This is a genomic window from Saccharomonospora sp. CUA-673 (assembly GCF_001942305.1).
Taxonomy (GTDB): domain Bacteria; phylum Actinomycetota; class Actinomycetes; order Mycobacteriales; family Pseudonocardiaceae; genus Prauserella.
The window spans coordinates 1-24,756 of record NZ_MKKE01000002.1 but is presented as its reverse complement, the minus strand read 5'-3'; the positions used below and the strand labels follow the sequence as shown (position 1 = coordinate 24,756).

The window sequence follows — 24,756 nt, the reverse complement described above, 5'->3', positions numbered from 1 at the left end:
GAGGTCGGACAGGCCCCGTTTCGGCACCGGTCGGCTCAGATGAGGCCGAGCTGCTTCACCGCGTCGCGCTCCTCGGTCAGCTCCGCCACCGAGGCGTCGATCTTGCCGCGGGAGAAGTCGTTGACCTCGAGGCCCTGCACGATCTCGTAGGCGCCGTTCTTGGTGGTCACCGGGAACGAGGAGATGATGCCCTCCGGCACGCCGTACGAACCGTCGGACGGGATGCCCATCGACACCCAGTCACCCTCGGCGGTGCCGTTGACCCAGTCGTAGACGTGGTCGATGGCGGCGTTGGCCGCCGAGGCGGCCGACGAGGCACCGCGGGCCTCGATGATCTCGGCGCCGCGCTTGGCCACGCGCGGGATGAACTCGTCCTCGAGCCACTTCTGGTCGCCGACGGACTCGGCGGCGTTCTTGCCGGCCACCTCGGCATTGAAGATGTCCGGGTACTGCGTGGCCGAGTGGTTGCCCCAGATCGTCAGCTTCTTGACATCGGCGACGCCCACGCCGAGCTTCTTGGCCAGCTGCGCCTGCGCACGGTTGTGGTCCAGGCGGGTCATGGCCGTGAAGCGCTCCTTCGGCACGTCCGGCGCGTGGGCCTGGGCGATGAGCGCGTTGGTGTTGGCCGGGTTGCCGACCACGAGGATCTTCACGTCGTCGGCGGCGCCGGCGTTGATGGCCTCACCCTGCGGCTTGAAGATGCCGCCGTTGGCCTCGAGCAGGTCGCCGCGCTCCATGCCCTTGGTGCGCGGGCGGGCACCGACCAGCAGGCCGACGTTGACGCCGTGGAACGCCTGGGTCGCGTCGTCGAAGATGTCGATGCCCTGCAGGAGCGGGAACGCCCCGTCCTCGAGCTCGAGTGCGGTGCCCTCGGCCGCCTTCACCGCCTGCGGGATCTCCAGCAGCCGCAGCTTGACCGGCGTGTCCTGGCCGAGCAGCTGACCGGACGCGATGCGGAACAGCAGCGCGTAACCGATCTGGCCGGCGGCGCCGGTAACGGTGACGTTGACAGGGGCTTGGGTCATGACGTTCTCCTGCTGATGGATTCGGTGCTTGTCCTTCGGATGCTATCCGGCGGCGCCGGATCCGAACGGGTGCGTCGCCTCACCTGTAACGATTGAGCCGTGAGCGGTCGAACGGCCGACGAGCGGTCCGGGCGCGACAGTCGCAACCGGACCCGACATTCCCGGCGTGTTACGTCTCGCGAAAACCTCCGGGGCCCGTTACCGTTGATCACGGTGAGCAGCTACTACGGATCCGACGGTTACGACTCGTACGGTGATCAGGGCGATTACGGCGAGCGGCGGCGAACGACGTCGACGCCCCGGGTGAACGCGGGCATGCTGTGGGCGGGCGGCGCGGCGACCGCGCTGGTGGCTGCCCTGATCGGCGTCGTGGCGACGCTGGTGGTCACTGGCGTGCTCGACATCCCCGTCATCGCACCGGCGACGGTCGACGGTTCGGGCGTCGACTACATCGGCGCCATGTGGCTCGCCGGCTTCGGCGTCGTGGGTTCGTTCCTCGCGACCGCGCTGGCGCACCTGCTGATGCTCGTCGCCCCGCGGCCCATGTCGTTCCTCGGCTGGGTGGTCGGCCTCGTCACGATCGTGTTCGTCGTGTGGCCCTTCACCATCACGGTCGAACTCGAGGTGCAGATCGCCAGCGCCCTCGTCTACATCGTCATGGGCATCGCGATCGGGTCCCTCGTCAGCGGAATGGCCAGCCGCGCCCTCAACGACTACTGAGCGCGCGACCGGCTTCGCCGGTCCCGCTCAGCCGTACTTGCCCTGCACGGCGCCGTCCGCGATCGCGGTGACGACCTTGAACGCCTTCATCGCGTCGGTCATCGTCGCCGCGTCGAACCCGATCCGTCGCAGGGAGACCTCCTCGACGGTGGGCACGACGGCGGCCGCCTGCGCGAGATGACTGGCGTCGAACTCGATCTCGATCCGGTGCGACTCCACGACCGGCGTGCCGCGACCGGCCCGCGACATGGACCGCTGCGCGGCCGCGGCGATGCGCTCGGCGGTGACCGCAGGGGGATCGCACACGGCCGAGTAACGGCTGATGCATTCCTTGACGACGACGTGCTCGGCGTCGGGTGCGTAGTCGGCCGCGTCGGCGCACGCCTCGTCGTCGCCGGTGACGACGAGGATCGGCACGCCGTACTCGGCGGCGAGGGCGCTGTTGAGCCTTCCCTCGCTGGCCGGGACGCCGTCGAGCCACACCCCGGTGATGTGCGCGGGCAGGTACGTGTGCGACAGCACGCCCTCGCAGCCCGAGCCGGCGTGGTAGCCGAGCAGCACGGCACCGTCCACACCGGAATCGATTCCCTCCATCATGGACAGTGGTTTGTGACGCCCGGTCAACAGTCGCGCGTGGGTGTCGAGTTCCTCGAGCAGCAGGTTGCGTTGCGACAGGTGCGCCTCGTTGACCAGCACGCTGTCGGCGCCGCCTGCGCACAAGCCGCCGACGGCGGCGTTGACGTCCCCCGTGAGCAGCGTGCGGAAGCGGTTCCACTGGTCGGTGCCCGGCACGACGTCGTCGGTCCACGTGACCCCCGTCACGCCTTCCATGTCGGCCGAGATCATGATCGTCCGGGAACCCGCGGCGGGTGCAGCGCTCGTCATGGCGTCAGGCTACGACGCACGCGCCCGCGCGCACACGCCGATTCGGGGAAAGGATCATCCCGGCGAGGGTGTCGGTTTCGCCGGTTATCGGCCTATCCTGGCCTATGCCCGCAGAGTTGCTGGTGTACGCCGCGATCTTCGTGTTCCCGAGTGTCGCGGTGACGCTCATCGTGACGACGCCCGGCCTGGTCCGCCGCGCCGCGTCGGCAGCGCTGCGTCGGAGGCGGCTCGGCGGCGGGCCCGTGGCCCCGGGGCGTCCGGTCGAGCACATCGCGGCCGATCTGCGCCGCGCCCGGCGCGCACTGGAGAACCTCGAGACGGACGCCTCGCGATTCCACCGCCAGGAGGCTCACGAGCGCTACGACGGGCTGCTCACCGAGGCGTGTGCGGCGGCCGGGATCGCCTCGGACATTCTCGACGACAGCGCCGGCCTGGACCGCGACATCGCCCGGCTGATGCTGGAGGACGCTCTCATCGAGCACGGCCTGGCGCCGCATTGATCACCGCATCGACGACGGCCTCCACCCGGAACAGGCACCTCCGAAACGCGTGCCGGGGCGGTTCGCCACCTACTTCCGTCGGTTACGGCTTGGAAACCGTTGGGCAAATCGTTGACAGCACATTCGGGCAAGTGGTTATTTTTTGCGCTTCGGGTCCTCTCCGTCCGAGAACGAGGTGTAACTGTGGGTATTGGTCGATCCCGGCGTGGCAGGGCCCTGCTCGCCACCGTCGCGGTGCCGCTGCTGATCGCGGGGCCCTTCACACCCGTCGCGGGCGCCCAGGAGGACGGGGGCGACGACGGCGAACGGTCGGTGCTGCGCGTCGCGCTCGTACAGGAGATCGACCACCTCAACCCGTTCACCGCCATCTTCGCCTCGAGCACGATGGTCGGCCGGATGACGTGGGAGTTCCTGACCCCGCCCTCGGCCGAGGACGCCACTCCCACCGGGGGTGTCGCCGAGTCGTGGGAACCGTCCGAGGACGGTCTGACGTGGACGTTCCAGCTTCGTGAGGGCATGAAGTGGTCGGACGGGGAGGACCTCACGTCGGAGGACGTGAAGTTCACCTTCGAGAAGATCATGAACGACCCGGTGGCCGCGGAGGCCAACGGCAACTACGTCGAGAACTTCGAGACGGTCTCCGCGCCCGACGAGCACACCGTGGAGATCACGACGTCGGAGCCGCAGGCGAGCATGACGGCGCTGGACATCCCGATCGTGCCGGAGCACATCTGGTCGGAGATCGACGACGTGTCCGCGGCCGAGACCGACACGATCGACGTGGTCGGGGTCGGCAGCGGCCCGTTCGTCATCACCGAGCACCAGCCGAACCGGCTGCTGCGGCTGGAGGCCAACGAGCACTTCTGGCGCGGCCAGGTCGAGGTCGACGAGCTGCAGTTCATCCAGTACGAGAACGCCGACGCCGCGGTGTCGGCGCTGCAGGCCGGCGAGATCGACTTCGTCAACCGGCTGACCCCGGCGCAGTTCGACGCGCTCGAGGGCACCGACGGCATCACCACGAGCCAGGCCAACGGCCGCCGCTACACCGATCTGCTGATGAACCCGGGCGCGAGAACCAGGACGGCGAGCCGATCGGCAACGGCCACGCCGCGTTGGAGGACCGCACGGTCCGGCAGGCCGTCGCCCGCGCCATCGACACCGAGGAGCTGATCGACCGGGCGCTCGGCGGCTACGGCCAGCAGCCGGGCGGGCTCGTGCCCGAGATCTACGAGGACTTCCACTACGAGCCGCCGGCCGACGAGGCGTATGCGTTCGCCCCGGAGCGCGCGAACCAGATGCTCGACGAGGCGGGATACGAGCAGGGGCCGGACGGGGTGCGGCGCACGCCCGACGGCGAACCGCTCGAGTTCTCCCTCACCGCACGCTCGAGCGAGGAGTTCCACGTCCGCACCGCGGACTACATCGTCGGCTGGCTCGGTGACATCGGCATCGAGGTCACCAAGGACATGGTCTCGGACAACGAGATGGACGAGAAGACGACCGGCGGCGAGTACGACCTGGCGATCTCCGGCTACGGCACCAACCCCGACCCGGACTACGTCCTGTCGATGCAGACGTGCGACGCCCTGCCGACGTCCGAGGGCAGTGGGCGCACCAGCGCGTTCTACTGCAACCCCGAGTTCGACGACCTGTACCGGCAGCAGCTGGCCGAGATGGACACCGAGCAGCGCGCGGAGATCGTCAAGGACGCCCAGGCGATGGTGTACCGCGACGTGCCCAGCTACGTGCTGACGTATCAGCAGACCCTCGAGGCCTACCGTTCCGACCGGTGGACCGGCTTCCCGCGCCAGCCCGAGGGTGACGGCGTGATCATGGAGCAGAGCGGCTACTGGGGCTTCGCCGGTGCGAGCCCGGTCGAGGGCGGTGGCGGTGGCGGGCTGCCCACCGGCGCGTGGGTCGCCATCGGCGTGGTGGCGCTCGCGGCCCTGGCCGGCGGCGGCACGGTGCTGATGCGCCGCAAGGCGTCCGCGGACGACCGCGAGTAGGGGACCCGGTGAGCGTCAGCACGACCGGACAGCCTCCTGCCGACCCGGACGAACGTCGCACGGGCACCTCGACGCTGCGTTACGTCGCGGGCAAGGTCGGTGGCGCGCTGCTGAGCCTCGGTTTCGTCGTGGCACTCGGGTTCTTCCTGTTCCGCATCATCCCCGGCGATCCGCTCGCCACGATGACCAGGGAACGGCCGACCAGCCCCGAGCAGCTGGCGCACCTGCGGGAACGGCTCGGTCTGGACAAGCCGTTGTGGCAGCAGTTCGTCGAGTACTTCGGCGGACTGCTGTCCGGCGATTTCGGGATGTCGTACATGTACCGGCGGCCCGTCGCGGAGATGATCGGCGAGCGCGTGTGGCCCACGTTGTTGCTCGTCGGCACCGCGACGGTGCTGGCGGTGCTGTTGGGCATGTGGCTCGGGGTGCGTGCGGCGTGGCGCCGCGGCGGCATGTTCGACCGCACGCAAACCGGCATCGCGCTCGCACTCTGGTCCATGCCGCAGTTCTGGTTGGGCATGCTGCTGCTCATCGCCGCACAGGGCGTGTTCCCGAGCCGGGGCATGAGCTCGGTCGACACCCCGGACGGCATGGCCGCGCAGGTGCTGGACGTCGCGTGGCATCTGACGTTGCCGTGCCTGACGTTGCTGCTGGTGGTCTACGCGCAGTACATGCTCGTCATGCGCTCCTCGCTGCTCGAGGAGATGGGCGCCGACTATCTGCAGACCGCGCGGGCGAAGGGCCTGCGCGACGACCTCGTGCGCAGACGGCACGCCGTGCCGAACGCGTTGCTGCCGACGATGACGCTGATCTTCCTGCAATTCGGCATGGTCGTGTCGGGCACGGTCACCGTCGAGGCGGTGTTCTCGTGGCCGGGGCTCGGCCTGCTGACCTACGAGGCGCTCAACGGGCCGGATCTGCCGGTCCTGCAAGGGGTGTTCGTGATCCTGGCCGGTTCGGTGATCGTGATGAACCTGCTCGCCGACCTGCTCTACCGCGTGGTCGATCCTCGGGTGCGTGCCTCATGAGCGCCCCGGTGTGGCAGCGGCGGCGGGCGGCGGCCGCGCAGGTGTGGCGGGAGTTCCGCGGCAACCGGGGCGGGCTCGTCGGCGCCGGGTTCATCGCCCTGCTCGTCGTCGCCTCGCTCGCGGCGCCGCTGCTGATCGACACGACGGGACTCGACGTCGTCGGGGCGAGCGGCGCGGCCCTCGAACCGCCGAGCGGGCAGTACTGGCTCGGCACCGACGAGACGGGCCGGTCGGTGGCGCTGCTGACGTTCTGGGGCGCGCGGGTGTCGCTGCTCGTCGCTTCGCCGCGACCCTGCTGTCGGTGCTGGTCGGCACGCTCGTGGGCATCGTGTCGGCCCATTTCGGCGGCTGGGTGTCGGCGGTGCTGATGCGCATCACCGACTTCTTCCTCGTGCTGCCCGCACTCGTGCTGGCCGCGGTGCTGATGGCGGTGCTGCCGAAGTCGATGTGGACGCTCATCCTCGCCATCGGCGCCACGTCCTGGCCGACCACCGCCCGGCTCGTGCGCGCCCAGACCCTCGCCGTCGAGGGCCGCCCGTACATCGAACGGTCGAAGGCGCTCGGCGGCGGCCACGCGCACGTGATCGGCAAGCACGTGCTGCCGTCGGTGCTGCCGCTGGTGTTCGCCAACACGACGCTCGTCGTGGGCGGGTCGATCATCGCCGAGTCCACATTGGCCTTCCTCGGCATGGCAGGCCCGGAGATCTCGTGGGGTTCGATGCTCGACCGGGCCAACTCCTCGGGCGCGGTCACCGCTGGCGCGTGGTGGTACCTGCTTCCACCCGGCATCATGATCGTCGCCGTGGTCCTGTCGTTCACGCTCGTCGGGCGCGCGCTCGAAACCGTGCTCAACCCGCGGCTCAAGGGGGACCGGTGACCGACCAGGCAGCACCAGCATCGACCGGCGAACCGACGGGCGAACCGGCCCGGGAGAGCGCGGCGCCGCTGCTCGAACTGCGCGACCTCGGCGTCACCTACCGCACCGCCGACGGCGACGTCGAGGCCGTGCGCGGCGTCGACCTGACCATCGACCGCGGCGAGACGCTCGGCATCGCGGGGGAGTCCGGCTCGGGCAAGTCCACCGTCGCGGCGAGCGTGCTGCGACTGTTGCCGAGGTCGGCCACCGTCACCGGGCAGGTGCTGCTCGACGGGGAGGACGTCGGCGGCATGCGCTGGGGACGGCTGCGCGCGGTCCGGTGGTCGGAGGCGTCGGTGGTGTTCCAGGGCGCGATGCACGCGCTCAACCCGGTACAGCGTGTCGGCCGGCAGATCGCCGAACCCCTCCGGCTCCACGGCCTCGCCACCGAGTCCGACGTCGACGCGCGGGTGGAGGAACTGCTCGCCCAGGTCGACCTGCCCGCGGCCAAGGCGCGGTCGTATCCGCACGAACTGTCCGGCGGGCAGAAGCAGCGCGTGATGATCGCGATGGCACTGGCCTGCCGGCCGAGCCTGGTCATCGCCGACGAGCCCACCACGGCCCTCGACGTCGTCGTCCAGGCGCAGGTGCTCGACCTGCTCGGCAGGCTCGTCGCCGAACGCGGCATCGGCCTCATGTTCATCACCCACGACCTGTCCGTGCTCGCGGCCACCTGCCGGCGCATCGCCGTGATGTACCAGGGCGAGATCGTCGAGACCGGTGCGTCGAAGGAGGTCATGTCCGCACCCCGCCACGAGCACACCCAGGCGCTCGCCGGCGCGTTCCCCACCGTGGGTGATCCTGCCTCGCGCTACCGGCCCGCGACCCGAACCCCGGAGCCGGCAGCCGAGGAAACGGCATCCGCGGACAGCGCCCCTCGAACCGCCGCTCCCGAAACCGCCGCGGAGAGCACGGCGCCGGAGTCCGACGCACCGGCGTTGTTGTCCGCGCGGGAGCTGCGGGTGCACTTCCGCGACCGGACGGGCGCGACCGTGCCCGCGGTCGCCGGTGTGGACCTCGACGTGCACGCGGGGGAGATCGTCGCGCTCGTCGGCCAGTCCGGGTCGGGCAAGACCACCCTCGCGCGGACGCTGCTGGGCCTGCAGCGCCCCACGTCGGGCCGGGTGCTCCACGGCGGTGACCCCGTGCCCTCGTCGTCCGCGGCGCTGCGGGCCTACCGGCGACACGTCCAGCTCGTATTGCAGGATCCCAGCAGCGCCCTGAACCCGCGGCACACCGTGTACGAATCGGTCGCCGAGGGTCCCCGTATCCACGGGCTCGAGGGCGACGAGCACGCCCGCGTCGTCGCCGCGCTCGAGGCGGCCGAGCTGCGACCGGCCGAGCAGTTCCTCTCCCGGCTGCCGCACGAGCTCTCCGGCGGACAGCGCCAGCGCGTCGTCATCGCCGGTGCCCTCGCCCTGCAACCCGGCGTCCTCGTCGCCGACGAACCGGTCGCCTCGCTGGACGCGTCGGTGCGCGGCGAGATCCTGGGACTGTTGCTGCGCCTGCGCCGCGAACTGGGCCTGGCCGCGCTCGTGATCACCCACGACCTCGGTCTGGCCTGGAACATCGCCGACCGTGTGGCCGTCATGTACCGGGGCGAACTCGTCGAGATCGGGAACGTCGACGAGGTGCTGGTGCGGCCGCGGCACGACTACACCCGGGCACTGCTCGAGGCGTTGCCGAACGAGCACACTGCGTGAGTTCGTATGCGCCGGGTGATACCAAAGCCGGCAAACGTGGTGTGTAACCTCAAATTCCAGTATGGCGACCACCACCGACCCCGCCGCCGGTTCCGGAACCCGGACCGACAAGGGCATCGCTGACACCTTCCTGCCGGCCGACGCGCACCGCGACGAGCCGCGGTTCCCGCTGCGCACCATCGTGATGGGCCTCGTCGGCAGCGTTCTGGTGCTCATTGCGTCGTTCGGCGCGGCGGGCGTGCTGGTGCACGACCCGATCCTCAGTGACGGTCCGTTGGCGTGGGTGCGGTTCGGGCACGGCAAGGTGCTCATGACGGGCCTGCTGTACCTCGGGTTCGGTCTCGTCGTGTGGGCGTGGATCCGTCTCGGGCGCTACGTGCTCGCCGGACGGGTCGGCACCCGCCCGGTCGTCATCGCCGCGCTGTCGTGGATGGCGCCGCTGATGGTGGCGCCGCCGCTGTTCACCCGCGACGTCTACTCCTACCTCGGTCAGGGCGCGCAGCTGCTGCACGGCCTCGACCCGTACGCGTACGGGCCGCGGGCACTCGAGACGCTGCCGATGGTGGTCGAGAACGTCCACCCGCTGTGGCAGACCACGCCCGCGCCCTACGGACCGCTGTTCCTGTGGATCTCGCAGAGCGTCGTCGGGGTCACCGGCGACAATGTGATCGCCGGCGTCATCGTCATGCGCGTCGTACTGCTGGCCGGTCTGGCCGCGCTGCTGTGGGCGCTGCCGCGGCTGGTCCGCAAGCTCGGCGGCAACCTGCCGGTCACGATGTGGCTCGCGGTGGCCAGCCCGATGATGGTCATCCACCTCGTCGGCGGCCCGCACAACGACCTGCTCATGGTCGGCCTGCTCGCCGTCGGCGTGCTCGCGGCGCTGGAACGCAAACACGTCACCTCGATCGTGCTCGTCACCATCGGCATGCTCATCAAGCCGACCGCGGCGATCGCGCTGCCGTTCCTCGTGTGGATCTGGGCGAACCACATGCCGGCGGACAAGAGCCTGTTCCGCCGGTTCGTCAGCGCCGTCACGCCGTCGCTGGGCATCTTCGGCGCGGTGTTCGTCGCCGGCACCTGGGTGTCGCTGGGCTCGTTCAACCTCGGCTGGGTCGGCGGACTGTCGGCCCCGCAGATCATCGTCAACTGGCTGAACTTCCCGAGCGGGGTCGGCGAGGCCGTCCACACGCTCGTCAAGACGGTCGTCGACGTGCCGCCGGGGCCGTTCATCGACGTCGCCCGCAGCATCGGCTGGCTCGTGCTCGCCGCAATCGTGGTGCGCCAGTGGTGGCTGGCCCGCAACGGCGACGAGAACAACACGATCTTCCGCATGGGTGTCGCGCTGCTGACGGTGGCGATCTTCGCGCCGCCGACGCTGCCGTGGTACCTGACCTGGGGTTTCGTGATCCTGTCGCTGTTCCGCTGGAAGCGCGAGCACCTGGCCGCGGTCGTGGGCATCTCGGTGTTCCTCGTGCTCGTGTACTACCCGACCGGTGAGCAGAGCCTGTACCACTGGCTGTTCATCATCGGGGTCGTCGCCGCGAGCCTCTACGCCGCGGCGTCGCTGCTGCGGCCCGATCCGCTCGGTCTCGTCTCGGCCTGGCGCAAGGAGGACCCGCGCAGCCGGGACGTGCGCAATCCCGAGCTGCCCCTCAGCTCGCCGACCAGCCGCGCCAGGCGCTGACGGCGATCGCCACGACCGGTCCCCGCGGGGGCAGGTCCTCGTACTGCGGGTACCGCATGCTCAGCGACCGCACCGCGGCCATGCGCTCCGGACCGTCCTCGTGCACCGTCGCCGTCCCGTCGACCCGCACCCACCACAGGCGCCGCCAGTCGTCCTCGTAGTGGTCCACCAGCACCGACACAGCCGGGTTGGAGGCGATGTTGCGCAGCCGCCGCAGGTTCGTCGTGGTCTTCGGCTTGTCGTCGATCGCGAACACGACGGTGTCGCCGTCGACGGCGAACGTGATGGGCACCAGATGGGGGACGCCGTCGGCGTCGGCCGTGGCCAGGGTCGCGGCGCGGGCGCCGGTGAAGCGGGACCGGGACTCCGATTCCGAGAGCTGCATACCGCCGAGGCTAGTGCGCACGGATCGCACCCGCGCCCTGACGATCACGGATGCAGTGATCATCACGCAGTCACAGGCACGCGTCGACGGTCACGGGTTGACGGTCAGGCTCGCCGCGTCGGCGTCGAGCACCGCAGGCACACCGAGCGGCACGGTCAGCGCGCCCCGGTGGTGGCCGAACCCCAGGTCCCACACCATCGGCACGCCCAACGGGCCGAGCCGTTCGACGATCAGCTCCTCGACCGTGCCGGCGGCCGGGTCGCCGCAGGCGGTCCACGACCCCAGCGCGATCCCGGCGACGCCGTCGAACCAGCCCGACCGCAGCAGCTGGGTCAGCAGCCGGTCGAGCCGGTAGAGGTCCTCGCCGACGTCCTCCAGCAACGCCACCGCGCCCGCGGCGCACTGCTGCTCCGGTGTGCCGGCGCAGGCGGCCAGCAGGCACAGGTTGCCGCCGACCGTCGGCCCCGACGCCCGGCCCTCGACGAGGCTGCGCGCGTTCGGGCCCTGCACGGTGCGGGTGCCGGCCGGGTCGAACAGCGCCGCGCGCAGGCTGTCGGCGGCCGTGTCGTCGAAGTGTGTGGAGGCGGGCATCGTGGCGAACACGGTGGAGACCCCGACCCTGTGGGCGAGCGCGGCGTGCAACGCGGTGATGTCGCTCGACCCGGCGAACAGCTTCGGCCCGGCGGCGCGGACGGCGTCCCAGTCGACCAGGTCGATCATGCGCTGCGCGCCGTACCCACCGCGGGCGGCGATCACCGCAGCGATGTCGGGCCGCGTCCACGCCGCCTGGAAGTCGGCGGCGCGCAGCTCGTCGGTGCCGGCCAGATACCGATACCGGGGGTGGCGTGCCGTGACGCTGTCGAACACCTCCACGGTCAGCCCCCACGCCGTGAACGCCTCGACCGCCTGGGTGCGCAGTTGTTCGGGAACCGGCCCGGAGGGGGCGACCAACGCGGCCGTGTCGCCCGGCCGCAGGCCCCGCGGGATCGGCAGCACGGTCGGTGCCGGGGGCGTCGCCGCGGTCATCGGCGCAGCTCGACGGGTGCGACGCCCGGGGTGGCGAAGCCGAACACCTGACCGTAGAACGCGAGCTCGGCCTCGAGGGCCGCGACGATCGTGGCGGCCTTGCGGAACCCGTGCTGCTCGCCCTCGAACGTCAGGTAGGCGTGTGGGATCCCGCTGCCGTCGAGGGCGTCGATGAACCGTTCGGCCTGCTCCGGGGGGCAGATCTCGTCCTCGAGGCCCTGCAGCATCAGCACCGGACCGCCCAGTCCGTCGAGGTTGTGACTGGGGGAGCGCGTGCGGTATCGCTCGGTCGCTCCGGCAGCGGGCCGACGAGGCCGTCCAAGTAGCGGGACTCGAAGTCGTGCGTCTCCCCGCCACCGTCGGTCCACCCGGACAGGTCGAGGATCGGGAACTTGATCGTCGCCGCGCGGTAGGTGTCGACCGTCGTCATCGATGCCGCCGCGGTGAACCCGCCGGCGCTGCCACCGCGAATGGCCACCCGCTGCGGATCGAGCGTGCCCTCGGCGGCGAGCGCGTCGACCACCGCGGCGCAGTCGGCCACGTCCACCACGCCCCACTGCTCGCGCAGCCGCTCCCGGTACCGCCGGCCGTACCCGGTCGAACCGCCGTAGTCGACCGCGACGACGCCGATCCCACGGCTGGTGAAGTAGGCGAAGTCCAGGTCGAGGACCGGGGCGTTGCGTCCCGTGGGACCACCGTGGGCGTGCACCAGATACGGCGGACGCTCGCCGTCGGGCGGTGTGATGTCCGGGTTGCGCGGCGGGTAGACGTACGCGGGGACGAGTTCGCCCTCGGGGGTACGGAACGTGCGCCGCTCGGGCACGGAGAGGTAGTCCGCGGGTGGCACCACGGCCTGCGGTGTCAGGTGCCGCACCGCCGAGTCGGCCGTCCGCACCCGCACGACGGCCAGCTCGGACGTCGGACCGGCTGCGATGCCGACGACGTCGCCGTCGAGCACCGCGATCGACGCGCCCCAGCTCGTCAGTTCGGGCGCGACCGGCGTGAGCGTGCCGTCGGACTCGTCCAGCACGCCCAGCGCGCCCGAGGCCAGCACCGCGTGCCGGCCGCCGCCCAGCGTCGCCGTCCACCGGGAGCCGACCTTCCACAGCGGCCCACCCAGCTCGGCCTCCACCGGGGCGACCGCGCCGGCGCGCCGGAGGTGACGTCGACGCGGTGCAGGTTCCACCAGCCGTCCGGGTCGGCGACCGCGAGCAGCGTCGTCGCGTCCTCCCACTCCAGCTGGCACACCGACACCCCGGCGCCGCCGAAGACCACCCGGTGCGCTCCGAACGCGCCGGACGGGTCGACGTCGGCGACGCACACCTCGGTCTCGTCCCACGGCATGGCCGGGTGGTCCCAGCCGAACCAGGCGGCGCGGGCGCGTCGGGGGAGATCTGGGGCCCGGTCATGAACCGGTGACTCGCCGCGAGCGACCGGACCTGCCCGTCGAGTCCGACCGCCACCAAGTCCCGGTCGATGTCCGTGCGCCGCGCGCCGACGACGCTCTCGCGCACAGCCCAGACCTCGCCGACCCGGCCCGGGCGCAGGTCGCCGAAGCGCACGCCGTGCGGCTCGGCCGGCTCCGGGGTCAGGGGTCGCACCTGGCCACTGGACAGGTCGCGGGCATGAATGCGCTGGTCGGCCCAGTGCGTGAACACCACGGTGTCGCCGGTGACGGTCCACGGTCGGCCGCCGTACTCGTGGAGCCGGTTACGCACGTTCCACGGGCCGGGCAGCACCTCCTGGGGCTCTCTGCCGGGCTCGCCGGCGGCCGAACGCACCAACGCGACCCGGCCGCCCTCCGCGGGACGCGCCTCGGCCCACCACACGGCTCCGTCGACGACATCGAGCCACTGCGGGGTCACGTCGGCGGCCGCGACGTCGGCGGCGGAGATGGGGGACGACCAGGTGCCGAAGGGAACAGTCGCAGACATGCGCGCCACCCTAGAGCGGACGGCGCCGACGTGGGGGAAGATCAAGAGACGCGCCGCACCCGGACGAGACCCGGAGCGGAAGTTGGCTTAGGGTCGGAGGGGCCATGGCTCGTGTCATCCACGTCTTCCGCCAGCCCGACCGGTTCGTCGCGGGAACCGTCGGGGAACCCGGCGATCGCACCTTCTACCTGCAGGCCTCCGAGGACACGCGCACCATCAGCGTGACCATCGAGAAGCAGCAGGTCTCCGTGCTCGCCGAGCGTCTCAGCTCGCTGCTCGAGGAGATCGCCAGCAGATTCGACGCCGAGGTCCCCGAGGAGGCCCCCGACGACCTGCTCGACAACGAACCGCTGACGGTTCCGGTCGAGGAGGAGTTCCGGGTCGGCACGATGGGCCTCGGCTGGGACGCCGAGAGCCAGGCCGTCGTCATCGAACTGCTCGCCGTCACCGAGGGCGAGGTCGACGAGACGGTGGTCCTCGACGACACCGAGGAAGGCCCCGACGCCGTACGCGTGTTCCTCAGCCCCGCCTCGGCGCGCGCGTTCGCCGCCCGCGCGACCGGGTCGTCGGCGCGGGTCGCAAACCCTGCCCGCTGTGCGGGGAGCCGCTGGACCCGGCCGGGCACATCTGCCCGCGCCAGAACGGGTACCGGCGCGACTCGGAACTCACCGACGAGAGCTGATCGGACGTGTCCGACAACGAGCCCGACGCGCGCAACGCGGTGGACCCGGCCGATCCGGCCGTCGTCGAACTGATCACCCGCGGCCGGCTCGACGTCGAGGGCAGGCTCGTCGACGCCTCGAACCTGACGCTGTTCGGCTCGGTCGAGCTCGACGGCATGCAGGCCGACGTCGTGTACAAACCGCTGTCCGGGGAACGGCCGCTGTGGGACTTCCCCGACGCACCCTCGCCGGCCGCGAGGTCGCCACCGCGTTGATCGCCGAGGCCGCCGAGATCGGCCGGGTGCCGCCCACGGTGCTGCGCGACGGACCGTTCGGCACCGGCATGGTCCAGCTGTGGATCGACACCGCCGACGCCACCGAGCTGGTGGACGTCCTGGCGCCCGCCGACCTGCCCGCCGGCTGGCGGGTGGTGCTGCGGGCCGCGAGCGAGGACGGCGAGCCGTTGCTCGTCGCGCACGCCGACCTGCCGGGACTGCGTGAACTCGCGATCCTCGACGTCGTCGTCAACAACACCGACCGCAAGGGTGGGCACATCCTGCCCGGCACCGACGGCCGCATCTACGGCATCGACCACGGCATCTGCCTGCACACGGACCCGAAGCTGCGCACCGTGCTGTGGGGCTGGACGGGCGAGCCGCTGCCGGACGAGGCGCTCGACAAGCTCCGCAAACTGCGCTGGACGCTCGACCGCGACCTCGGGCAGACGCTGTCCGAGCACCTGACCGCCGACGAGATCGCCGCGCTGGCCGCCCGCACCGACGAACTCGTCGCCGCCGGGGTGCACCCGGCCCCGAGCGGCGAATGGCAGGCCATTCCCTGGCCGCTGTTCTGAACTTCTCCGCTGCCGACCGGCGGCTCCGCGCCGCGGCACGCGTGGCGCTACCGGGGTGGGCCGGGTTCGACGACTAGGTTGTCGGGTCGTGCGATCCCACTCGTATGGCGACATCCTGTCCGGCGCTCGCAAGCGCAAGGTCCCCGAGGTTCCGGCCGAGCCGGGGCTCGTCGTGGAGGACCCGGCGAGCGGCTTCTGCGGTGCGCTCGTGCGCCTCGAACACGGCAACGCGGTCCTCGAGGACCGGCACGGCAAGCACCGCGTCTTCCCGCTCGGCCCCGCGGCCTTCCTGGTCGAGGGCAAACCGGTGACGCTCGTGCCGGCCCGCGCGCCGCAACCGGAGCGGGCCGCCTCCACGCGGTCGGCCTCGGGTTCGGTGCACGTCGACGGGCTGCGGGCACGGGTGGCGCGCGATTCGCGCATCTGGGTCGAGGGCAAGCACGATGCCGAGCTCGTCGAACGCATCTGGGGCCACGACCTGCGCGTGGAGGGCGTGGTCGTCGAACCCCTCGACGGCGTCGACGAACTGGCCGCCGCGATCGCCGAGTTCGGCACCGGCCCCGGGCGCAGGCTCGGCGTGCTCGTCGACCACCTCGTGCCCGGCAGCAAGGAATCGCGCGTCGTCGAGGCGATCACCGACGAGAACGTGCTGATCACCGGCCACCCGTACGTCGACATCTGGGAGGCGGTCAAGCCGGACGTCCTCGGTATCGACGCCTGGCCGCGGATCCCCATGGGCACCGAGTGGAAGCGCGGCGTGTGCGACGCCCTCGGCTGGGGCGAGCCCTACGAGGGCTGGCAACGCGTACTCGGCGGAGTGAGCAGCTTCCGCGATGTGGAGACCCCGCTCATCGGGGCGGTCGAACGGCTGATCGACTTCGTGACCGAACCGGGCGCGTGACCAGGTCCGGAATCGTGCCCGGAACCACGAGGTCAGCAGAAGATCACGTATGAGTCACGGCGTGTGATCCGCTTCATCTCGGCGTAACGGATCTGGGAGCATGGGTACATGACAGCGGCACTCATCTGGCTCATCATCGGCGTACTCCTGATCGTGGGCGAGGTGCTGTCCGGCGACTTCGTGTTGCTGATGCTCGGTTTCGGTGCACTCGCCGCGGCAGGCGCCGACGCGCTCACGGGCAACCTGTACATCGACGTCGCCGTGTTCGCGGTCGCCTCCGGTGGCCTCCTGCTCCTCGCCAGACCCGCTCTCAAACGCCGGTTCCTGGCCGGCCCCGAGATCAAGACCAATTCCGAGGCCCTCGTCGGCTCGCACGCGACGACGCTCTCGCGCGTCGACGTCCACGGCGGCCAGGTCCGGCTCGCCGGTGACACCTGGTCGGCGCGGGCGATGGCCGATGGCTACGTCATCGACGAGGGTGTTCAGGTCACGGTCGTGGAGATCGAGGGAGCCACGGCCGTGGTGGCATCCGAGTTCTGAGTGATCTGCCGTGGACGTGACGGTGGCGGGCACGCCGCAGCAACAGCACGCGGAACCGCCGACACCGTGTGCGCATCCAACAGACGCTGACCGGAGTGGACCCGCGTAAGGCGTGCCCACATCAGACCGACCGGTCCGCACAGTGAAGGGGAGAAATACGTGTCGACAGCAGGAATCATTGTTGTCGCCGTCATCGCGCTTCTCGTGGTCGTCACGATCTCGAAAGCGCTCATGGTGGTGCCACAATCTCAATCGGCCGTCATCGAGCGGCTCGGGCGGTTCAAGCTCGTGGCCGGTCCCGGCCTGAACTTCCTCGTTCCGTTCCTGGACAAGGTGCGGGCGAAGGTCGACCTGCGCGAGCAGGTCGTCTCGTTCCCGCCGCAGCCGGTGATCACCCAGGACAACCTGACGGTCTCGATCGACACGGTCGTGTACTTCCAGGTCACCGATTCGCGCGCCGCGGTCTACGAGATCTCGAACTACATCGTCGGTGTCGAGCAGCTGACCACGACGACGCTGCGCAACCTCGTCGGTGGCATGAGCCTCGAGGACGCGCTGACCTCGCGGGACAACATCAACCAGCAGCTGCGCGGCGTCCTCGACGACGCGACCGGCCGCTGGGGTATCCGCGTGGCCCGCGTCGAGCTGAAGGCGATCGACCCGCCACCCTCCATTCAGGACTCGATGGAGAAGCAGATGCGCGCCGACCGCGAGAAGCGCGCCATGGTCCTGACCGCCGAGGGTGAGCGTGAGTCCGCCATCAAGACTGCGGAAGGCCAGAAGCAGAGCCAGATCCTCTCGGCCGAGGGTTCGAAGCAGGCCGCGATCCTGAACGCCGAGGCCGAGCGTCAGTCGCGGATCCTGCGGGCCCAGGGTGAACGTGCCGCCCGCTACCTGCAGGCGCAGGGTCAGGCCAAGGCCATCGAGAAGGTCTTCGCCGCGATCAAGGCCGGCAAGCCGACGCCGGAGGTGCTGGCCTACCAGTACCTGCAGACGCTGCCGCAGATGGCGCAGGGTGACGCGAACAAGGTCTGGATGATCCCGAGCGAGTACGGCAAGGCCCTCGAGGGCTTCGCCCGCCAGCTCGCGCCCCGGGCGAGGACGGCGTGTTCCGGTACGAGCCGCCGGCCGACGACGACACGGAGATGCCGCCGCTCGAGGACGAGGAGGTCGCCTCCTGGTTCGACACCCAGTCGGACCCGAGCGTCCGCGAGGCCGTGCGCGAGGCCGAGAAGGTCGCCCGCCAGGAGGTCGGCCCGCTGACCGGCACCCCGGCCGCGCCGACCCCGCCGCCTGCCGCGCTGCAGGCGCTCGGCGGCGGTCAGCCGGTCCAGACCGGTTCGGAACAGGAGCAGCAGAAGGACGAGGAGTCGCCCGCCCAGGAGCAGTCGCCGACTCCGGAGCTGCCCCCGGTACCGCCGGTCCAGCCGTCGGCGCCGCAGACTCCGCCGCCCCAGCAGCAGGCCCCGCAGCAGCCGCCTCAGGGCGGGCCGCAGATGCCGCAGCAGCCTCCCCAGCAGGGCGGCCCCCAGGGTGGGCCGCACGGGGGTCCGCAGCCTCCGCAGGGCGGGCAGTTCCCGCCGCAGCAGGGCGGTCCGTTCGGCGGCCCGCCGCGGCAGCAGTAGGACCGCGGCGCCTGTAGGAGCGCACACGTACCGAGGGCCGGTTCCCACCGCAGTCGTGGGAACGGCCCTCGGTCGTTCGGGGTCAGGCCGGACTGACGGGGGCGAGCTCGGGCCGTTTCGGCGTCACGGCGTCGCCGGAGGACGTGCCCCGCACGCGCCGGCCGATCCACGGCAGCACGTGGGTGCGGGCCCAGTTCAGGTTCTCGGCGCGCCGCTGCGCGTCGGTCTGGACGGGCCGCTGTCCGAGCTCGACCGGGCGGATGTCGTGGGCCACGCCGAGAGCGTCGAGGGCGGCCCTGGCGACGGCGGTGTGCCCGTGGGGACCCAGGTGGATGCGGTCCTCCGACCACATGCGACGGTCGCGCAGCTCGCGCATCGCCCACATGTCCACGACGACCGCGCCGTGCCGGGCGGCGATGAGGCGGACGTGCTCGTTGTAGACGGCGGTGCGGCCGCGCATCTTCCGGAACACGGGGTCCTCGACGCCGTCGACGCCGGTGAACAGCACCACCGTGGCGCCGGAGGCGGCGAGCTTGCCGACCGCGACGTCGTAGGTCTCGGCGAGCCGGTCGATGTCGGGCCGAGGTCGCATGAGGTCGTTGCCGCCCGCGTACAGCGTCACCAGGTCGGGCCGCAGCGCCAGTGCCGGTTCGATCTGTTCGGCGACGACCTGGTCGAGGAGCCGTCCGCGCACGGCGAGGTTGGCGTAGCCGAGTGCGGAGTTGGTGGCGGCGAGCGCCTCGGCAACCCGGTCGGCCCAGCCGCGCACGCCGTTCGGATAGGCGGGGTCGTCGTCGCCGACACCCTCGGTGAACGAGTCTCCCAGTACGACGAACCGCTCGATCATGCTTCTGACCCTAATCTCGGATGTGGTGTGGTCGAGCACACGCTCAGTCCCTCGGCAGCATGGTGAAGTCGGCGAAGTCGAAGCCGGGGGAGACGATGCACGACACGAGCACCTCCTCGTCGGCGGCGGGCCGGGCGGACTGCCAGACGTCGCCGGGGACGAGGACCTGCAGGTGCTGGCCGTGCTCGACGTCCGGCCCGAGGACGTGGCGCTGCGGGTTCGGGGCCGGTTCGTCGCCGCTCCCGCCGAGCAGGAGCGTCAGCGGGCCGCCGCGGTGCCACAGCCACAGTTCGTCGCTGCGCACCCGGTGCCACGCGGACTCCTGGTCGGCCTCCAGCAGGTAGTGGATGCCGGTCGCGAGTGGACGGTCCCCGGGATAGCCCTCGGGCCGGTGGGTGTGGTCCGAGGCCCACGTACGGCGGTACCAACCGCCCTCCGGATGGGGCTCGAGGTCGAGGGCGGCGGCCAGCGGCGGACGGTTCGGTGTCGACATCCCCGGACTATAGAAGGCCTCCCCACGCCGGTCACTCCTCATCGGCCCGGCCCGTCCGGAGACCGTCGTGCCCGACGGGGTTGTTCCCGCGAGCGCTGTTGTCGAATGTGCCGTCGCCGGCCACGCCGCCCGCGGAGTAGCCGAGGTCGAAGTCGAGCGAGCCGTCTCCGTCCGGGACGTCCACGGTGGCGGTGGCCGGGCCGTATCCGCTGGCGATCACGGTGTAGCGGCCGTGGTCGACGTCGTCGAACCGGTACGTGCCGTCGGTGCCGGTCAGGGTCACGCCCGCGACGGTGCCGTCGGCGTCGAGCAGCACCACGCGTGCCTCGGCGACCGCCTGACCGCTGAGTTCCGAGCGCACGATGCCCGCGAGACGTCCGGTCGCGGCCAGCTCCACGTCCTGGGCCAGCTGCTGCCCGGTGGTCATGCGGACCGGGGTCGCCTGGGGCCGGTAGCCCTGCGCGGTCACGGCGAGGGTGTACGCACCGCCGGACACGTCGCCGAACCGGTACCAGCCGTCGCCGCCGGTGAGGCTCGCGTCGAGCACGTCACCGCCGGAGTCGGTCAGGACCACCGTGGCGCCGCCGACGGGCCGGGCCTGCTGCGTGCGCACCCGCCCGCTGATCTGGCCGGCCCCGGTCAGCGCGATGTCCCGGCGCAGTGTCGTCGCTGATGTCGTCGCTGATGTCGTCGCTGATTCCGTCGCCGGATCGGCCGCGGTGCCGAGTTCGACGGACCGGGCCGACGGTTGCAGACCCTCGGCGGCGGCGATGAGGGTGTAGCGCCCGGGCTCGCGGCTGCCGACCCGGTACGTGCCGTCCTCGCCGGTCCTGCCGAGGTCGATCTGGGCGCCGTCGCGTCGGTGAGGGTCAGCGTCGCACCCGGCACGGGGTGTCCGCCGGCCGTGACGACCCCGGTGACGACCGTCCGGGCCGGGCTCGCGACGACCGCCGGGGTCGGGGCGGGCACGGCTGCGCCCTCCGTGCTGTCGGTGCCGGCGGGCTCCTCGGCGATGTCGAGGGTGCTGCGCAGCGGCGTTTCCTTGATGAACGACACCGCGACGAGCGTGACGACGGCGACACAGGCGGCGATGAGGAAGATGTCGCCGAGGGCGTCGCCGTAGGCGTGCCGGACGATGTCCTGCACCGGTGCGGGCAGGGCGTCCACGTCGAGGGTGCCTGCGCCCCCGCCGGGGCCGCCGCCGGTGGGCAGTCCGCGTTCGGCGGCGCCCTCGGCGATGTAGGTCGCGACGTTGGCGGCCAGCACCGCGCCGAGCGCGGACACGCCGGCCGAGCCGCCGAGGGTGCGGATGAACGTGACGACCGCGGTGCTGGAGCCGACGTCGCGCATGCCGACGGTGTTCTGCGCGACCAGCACGAGGTTCTGCATGAGCATGCCGGTGCCGGCGCCCATCATCGCGAGATAGACGCCCATCTGCACGAGGTCGACGTCGGCGTCGATGGTGCCGAGCAGGCCGAGCGCGACGACGAGCAGCGCGGCACCGGTCACGAGGAACGGTTTCGTGCGGCCGATGCGCGAGACGACCTGGCCGGAAACCGTGGAGGAGACGAAGAGGCCGAGCACCATCGGCATGGTCATCAGGCCTGCGTGCGTGGGGGAGTAACCGCGCGCGATCTGGTAGTACTGCGCCAGGAACACCGCGCCGCCGAACATGGCGGTGCCGACGGCAAGCGTGCCGATGACGGCGAGGCTGAACGAGCGGTTCCGGAACAGCGCCAGCGGCACGACCGGCTCCGCGACCTTCGCTTCGACGAGGACTGCGAGTCCGAGCGCGAGCACGGCCCCGCCGAGGTACAGCGCGGTGGTGATCGACCACCAGTCGAACTGGTTGCCGGCGAGCGAGACCCAGATGAGGATCAGCGCGACGCCGCCGACGATGAGGGTGGCGCCGAGCCAGTCGATCTTCACGTCGCGGGTGATGACGGGCAGTTTGAGGGTCTTGCCCAGCACGATGAACGCGATGACGGCGATGGGCACACAGACCCAGAAGCACCAGCGCCAGCCGAGCGGTGAGTCGACGATGATGCCGCCGAGCAGGGGGCCGGACACGGTGGCGACGGCGAACGTCGCGCCGATGTAGCCGGAGTAGCGGCCGCGTTCGCGCGGGGAGATCATCGCGGCGATCACGGCCTGGACGAGTGCCTGCAGTCCGCCCATGCCGATGCCCTGGAGGGCGCGGTAGGTGATGAGCTCGGGCATGGACTGGGCGAACCCGCCGAGCACCGAGCCGATCGTGAAGATGACGATCGCGAGCTGGTACAGCATCTTCTTGCTGAACAGGTCGGCGAGCTTGCCCCAGATCGGCGTGGTGGCCGTCGACGTCAGCAGCATCGCCGTGATGACCCACGTGTACTGGCTCTGCGTGCCGTCGAGGTCGGCGATGATGCGGGGGAGCGCGTTGGACACGATCGTCGAGGACAGGATCGCGACGAGCAGGGCGAGCAGCAGGCCGACGAACGCCTGCATGATCTCGCGTTTCGACATGGCCGCGTGCGGATCGTCGACGGTCTGGGCTGGTGCGGACGTGGTGAACCCCCTGAGGACAGACGTGCGGGAACGGTTATGACAACATAACAAATAACTTGATTGCTGCAACTACATATTCCCGGGTTCGGGTATGACCCGCCCGTTCAGGGGATGCGGCCGGGCCGGTTCACGTGGCGTTGGTGTCGTGTGTTGACCTCGAGTGCGGTGTAGGTGTGAGTCTGGGTCGGTGACTACTGAGACAGCACACTCCGATACCGACGCCGCGGTGACGACGGACCCGTGGACGGTCGATGCGTTGAATCTGGATGCCTATCTGGCACGGGTCGGCGGCGTTGTGGGGGCGCCGTCGGCGGAGGCGTTGGCCGCGTTGCACGAGGCGCATGTGCGGTCGATCCCGTTCGAGAACGTCGATCCGTTCTCGGGCCGTCCGCCGTCGCTGGATCTGGGCGATGTGCAGGCGAAGTTGGTCGATCGCCGGCGCGGCGGCTATTGCTACGAGCACGGCCTGTTGTTCGCCGCGGTACTGGAACGCCTGGGCTACGACGTGGTGCGGATGACGGCGCGGGTGCAGCCGCATCGCAACGGACCGAAGTCGCACATGAACTTGGCCGTCACGGTCGACGGTGTTCGTTTCCTGGCCGATGTGGGTTTCGGCGCGAGCGTGTTGCGTCCGATGCCGTTGGAGGACGGTGCGGAGGCCGATCAGGCGGGCTGGCCGACGAGGTTGGTGCGGGGTGGTTTCGCCGATGGGGGTTGGACGTTGGAGAAGCGCACCGCGGACGGCTGGGAGCCGCAGTACGCGTTCTACGAGACGCCGCAACGTCCGGTCGACTACGAGGTGTTCAACCACTACGTGGCCACCCATCCGAAGTCGCCGTTCACGCGGGGCTTGATCGCGATGAAGTTGGAGCCGGGTGTGAGTACCCAGCTGTTGGGCCGCAAGCTCGTGCGGGAGTACCCGGACGGCACCAAGGACGAGACGACCGTGGACGTGGCCGAGGTGCGGGAGCGGTTGGTCGAGTTGGGTGTGGTGTTGTCGGATGCCGAGGCGGCCACGTTGCTGAAGGCGATGGAGGCAGCGGAGCGGGCCGCGGGTTAGAACGGCGGCGGTTCGTCGGGATCCGGCGATCGCGGTGTCAGGACGGTTTCGCGTTTGTCGGTGTAGGTGACCCCGAGGGGCGTCGTGATCGACGAGGTGCCGTGGCCGGGGTCGTACTGGCTGATCCAGCCGGGTGCGTTCTTGAGCCGGTGGTGCCGGCGGCAGCGGGGCGCGGCATTGTCGGTGGAGGTCGAGCCGCCGTCTTTGGCCCACTGTTTCTGGTGGTCGAAGTCGCAGTGTCGGGCTGGTCGGCGGCACCAGGGGACGACGCACATCCGGTCGCGGACCTGGACGAGTTTGCGGATCGTCGAGTTCGGACGATAGCTGGATCGGCCGAGGTCGACGGGGTTGCCGGTGGCCGGGTCGCAGAGCACCTTCCGCCAGACCGACTTGGGGTTCGTCATGATCTCCCGCGCATACGCGGCGGGCACCGGCCCGATCCCGTCGATCGAGGCTCCCGTCTCCGACATCGAGAGGGCCGTGTCGACGGGCATGTGCAGGTAGACCATCGCGGCGGACTGGGGGACGGTGACGCCGGGGTCGTTGCCGAGGAGCAGGTCGGCGAAGACGTCGGCGCGGAGCTGGTCGAGGTTGCGTGAGGAGCCGGAGAGGCGGAGCTTCCGAGCCATCGCGTCGACCCGGGCGTACGCGGCCGAGGCAATGTCGGAGGGTAGGTCGGCGGAGATCCGCGACTGGGCGTAGACGCCGTGATCGAGCACGACCTTGCGTCCTTCGTGGGCCATGCGGGCGGCAGCGGTCTCAGCACCGGGATCGACTTGCTTGACGATCTGAGAGGCGTGCCAGGCCATGTTCCGAGGTTGCCACGCAGTAAGAGATAGCCGGGACAGCTTCTCTTCGAGTAGCCGGTCGACCTCAAGCGCGTCGGAATCACCGACAGGTGAGACAACGTTCAGAACACGCTCCGCGCAATACCGATCCACCTGGCCCCGGCGCATAGCCGCAAGCAGCCGAGGCATCCGGTAGGTCAGAGCAAGCGCAGTGTGGATGCGGTCGAGAACCCCCTGGGGTGACAACCGAAGCTCAGGAGCCAACGCCTCGGCAAGCGACCGGCGCTCCAACGAGTCAGACGACGCTCCAGGGTCGAGCGAAGCAAGAAACGAAACCTCAGCAGCATCAGCCCGAGCCCGCAAGGCAAGCACCGAGCGAGCCCGATCAACTATCCCATCAACATTTCTCACAAACCCAATAATACCGAACAAGTGGGCGCCAAACACCACCCACAAGCATGACAACGAACCACCACGAAAAGTAACCAAAACACCCACGACGAATCGCCACCGCCGAAGCGAAGCAAGGCCAAACCCGCCAACCCACCCCACCCACAAACCCGCCCACCGAAGTGTCATCCCGTCGACCTAAAACCGGAACCATCACACTGCAGTCAGGGCGCAACCC

19 protein-coding genes and 5 pseudogenes are annotated in these 24,756 nt (G+C 70.5%); 14 read left to right on the top strand and 10 right to left on the bottom strand.

The features are described from left to right. Nucleotides 1–35 precede the first annotated feature (35 nt). Nucleotides 36–1,025: a malate dehydrogenase gene (locus BJF85_RS01015; protein WP_075845359.1), complete on the bottom strand. Its 990-nt coding sequence runs from the start codon at nt 1,023–1,025 to the stop codon at nt 36–38. A gap of 213 nt (nt 1,026–1,238) precedes the next feature. Between BJF85_RS01015 and BJF85_RS01010 the strand changes: the two genes are divergently transcribed. Beyond that, nucleotides 1,239–1,745 (top strand): DUF6069 family protein, encoded by a 507-nt coding sequence (locus BJF85_RS01010; RefSeq protein ID WP_083665832.1) that lies wholly within the window; start codon nt 1,239–1,241, stop codon nt 1,743–1,745. A 27-nt stretch (nt 1,746–1,772) separates the two neighbouring features. On the opposite strand, the gene BJF85_RS01005 is transcribed toward BJF85_RS01010, so the two are convergent. After that, nucleotides 1,773–2,591: a M55 family metallopeptidase gene (locus tag BJF85_RS01005; RefSeq protein ID WP_075845441.1), complete on the bottom strand. Its 819-nt coding sequence runs from the start codon at nt 2,589–2,591 to the stop codon at nt 1,773–1,775. Between the two features lie 143 nt (nt 2,592–2,734). Here BJF85_RS01005 and BJF85_RS01000 point away from each other — a divergent pair, with 143 nt between their 5' ends. The 7 genes and pseudogenes from BJF85_RS01000 (at nt 2,735) to mptB (ending at nt 10,467) form a co-directional block, all read left to right on the top strand. Beyond that, nucleotides 2,735–3,130 (top strand): hypothetical protein, encoded by a 396-nt coding sequence (locus tag BJF85_RS01000; RefSeq protein WP_075845358.1) that lies wholly within the window; start codon nt 2,735–2,737, stop codon nt 3,128–3,130. Nucleotides 3,131–3,313: 183 nt separating this feature from the next. After that, complete coding sequence (locus BJF85_RS30960) at nt 3,314–4,300, top strand: ABC transporter substrate-binding protein (RefSeq protein ID WP_369822043.1); 987 nt, start codon at nt 3,314–3,316, stop codon at nt 4,298–4,300. Next, nucleotides 4,243–5,136: an ABC transporter substrate-binding protein gene (locus tag BJF85_RS30955; protein ID WP_369822042.1), complete on the top strand. Its 894-nt coding sequence runs from the start codon at nt 4,243–4,245 to the stop codon at nt 5,134–5,136. Before BJF85_RS30960 ends, BJF85_RS30955 begins: the two co-directional genes overlap by 58 nt. 8 nt (nt 5,137–5,144) lie before the next feature. Next, complete coding sequence (locus tag BJF85_RS00990; protein ID WP_075845357.1) at nt 5,145–6,164, top strand: ABC transporter permease; 1,020 nt, start codon at nt 5,145–5,147, stop codon at nt 6,162–6,164. Further along, a pseudogene (locus BJF85_RS00985) lies at nt 6,161–7,041 on the top strand (ABC transporter permease). Before BJF85_RS00990 ends, BJF85_RS00985 begins: the two are co-directional and overlap by 4 nt. A 68-nt stretch (nt 7,042–7,109) precedes the next feature. Then, nucleotides 7,110–8,783 carry an ABC transporter ATP-binding protein gene (locus BJF85_RS00980; RefSeq protein ID WP_075845440.1) on the top strand — a complete coding sequence of 558 codons (1,674 nt, stop codon included), beginning with the start codon at nt 7,110–7,112 and terminating at the stop codon, nt 8,781–8,783. 61 nt (nt 8,784–8,844) lie between these two features. After that, nucleotides 8,845–10,467 (top strand): polyprenol phosphomannose-dependent alpha 1,6 mannosyltransferase MptB, encoded by a 1,623-nt coding sequence (mptB, locus tag BJF85_RS00975; RefSeq protein ID WP_075845356.1) that lies wholly within the window; start codon nt 8,845–8,847, stop codon nt 10,465–10,467. Here mptB and BJF85_RS00970 read toward each other — a convergent pair. The 3 genes and pseudogenes from BJF85_RS00970 to BJF85_RS00960 all read right to left on the bottom strand — a co-directional run bounded on the left by BJF85_RS00970 (nt 10,436) and on the right by BJF85_RS00960 (nt 13,812). Further along, the gene (locus tag BJF85_RS00970) at nt 10,436–10,852 is read right to left on the bottom strand and encodes a TIGR03668 family PPOX class F420-dependent oxidoreductase (protein ID WP_075845439.1); all 417 of its coding nucleotides are present in this window, start codon (nt 10,850–10,852) and stop codon (nt 10,436–10,438) included. The two genes, mptB and BJF85_RS00970, sit on opposite strands and share 32 nt — an antisense overlap. Nucleotides 10,853–10,942: 90 nt before the next feature. Next, nucleotides 10,943–11,878, bottom strand: a complete 936-nt coding sequence (locus BJF85_RS00965) for an LD-carboxypeptidase (RefSeq protein ID WP_075845355.1) — start codon at nt 11,876–11,878, stop codon at nt 10,943–10,945. Then, a pseudogene (locus BJF85_RS00960) lies at nt 11,875–13,812 on the bottom strand (S9 family peptidase). Before BJF85_RS00960 ends, BJF85_RS00965 begins: the two are co-directional and overlap by 4 nt. 104 nt (nt 13,813–13,916) lie before the next feature. Between BJF85_RS00960 and BJF85_RS00955 the strand changes: the two are divergent. The 5 genes and pseudogenes from BJF85_RS00955 to BJF85_RS00935 all read left to right on the top strand — a co-directional run bounded on the left by BJF85_RS00955 (nt 13,917) and on the right by BJF85_RS00935 (nt 18,393). Next, nucleotides 13,917–14,494, top strand: a pseudogene (locus tag BJF85_RS00955) (DUF3090 domain-containing protein). A gap of 39 nt (nt 14,495–14,533) precedes the next feature. Beyond that, a pseudogene (locus BJF85_RS00950) lies at nt 14,534–15,327 on the top strand (SCO1664 family protein). Nucleotides 15,328–15,415: 88 nt separating this feature from the next. Then, on the top strand, nt 15,416–16,228 hold the full coding sequence (locus BJF85_RS00945; protein WP_075845354.1) for a DUF3097 domain-containing protein: 813 nt from the start codon (nt 15,416–15,418) through the stop codon (nt 16,226–16,228). Between the two features lie 108 nt (nt 16,229–16,336). Continuing rightward, complete coding sequence (locus BJF85_RS00940; RefSeq protein ID WP_075845353.1) at nt 16,337–16,768, top strand: NfeD family protein; 432 nt, start codon at nt 16,337–16,339, stop codon at nt 16,766–16,768. Between the two features lie 231 nt (nt 16,769–16,999). Beyond that, nucleotides 17,000–18,393 (top strand): annotated as a pseudogene (locus tag BJF85_RS00935) (SPFH domain-containing protein). An 82-nt stretch (nt 18,394–18,475) separates the two neighbouring features. On the opposite strand, the gene BJF85_RS00930 reads toward BJF85_RS00935, so the two are convergent. The 4 genes from BJF85_RS00930 to BJF85_RS26320 are packed head-to-tail and all read right to left on the bottom strand — an operon-like array spanning nt 18,476 to nt 22,238. Further along, complete coding sequence (locus tag BJF85_RS00930; protein WP_075845352.1) at nt 18,476–19,240, bottom strand: SGNH/GDSL hydrolase family protein; 765 nt, start codon at nt 19,238–19,240, stop codon at nt 18,476–18,478. A 43-nt stretch (nt 19,241–19,283) separates the two neighbouring features. Further along, nucleotides 19,284–19,733, bottom strand: coding sequence for a cupin domain-containing protein (locus BJF85_RS00925; protein ID WP_075845351.1), 450 nt, complete (start codon nt 19,731–19,733; stop codon nt 19,284–19,286). A gap of 31 nt (nt 19,734–19,764) precedes the next feature. Then, a complete protein-coding gene (locus BJF85_RS30950) occupies nt 19,765–20,346 on the bottom strand; it encodes a collagen binding domain-containing protein (protein WP_187346848.1) in 582 nt (193 codons plus the stop codon). Nucleotides 20,347–20,372: 26 nt separating this feature from the next. After that, complete coding sequence (locus tag BJF85_RS26320; protein WP_187346847.1) at nt 20,373–22,238, bottom strand: MDR family MFS transporter; 1,866 nt, start codon at nt 22,236–22,238, stop codon at nt 20,373–20,375. Between the two features lie 229 nt (nt 22,239–22,467). Between BJF85_RS26320 and BJF85_RS00905 the strand changes: the two genes are divergently transcribed. Then, a complete protein-coding gene (locus BJF85_RS00905) occupies nt 22,468–23,340 on the top strand; it encodes an arylamine N-acetyltransferase (protein WP_255375296.1) in 873 nt (290 codons plus the stop codon). Here the strand turns inward: BJF85_RS00905 and BJF85_RS00900 are convergent. Then, complete coding sequence (locus tag BJF85_RS00900; RefSeq protein WP_083665819.1) at nt 23,337–24,707, bottom strand: HNH endonuclease signature motif containing protein; 1,371 nt, start codon at nt 24,705–24,707, stop codon at nt 23,337–23,339. The genes BJF85_RS00905 and BJF85_RS00900 overlap by 4 nt on opposite strands. Nucleotides 24,708–24,756: the final 49 nt, after the last annotated feature.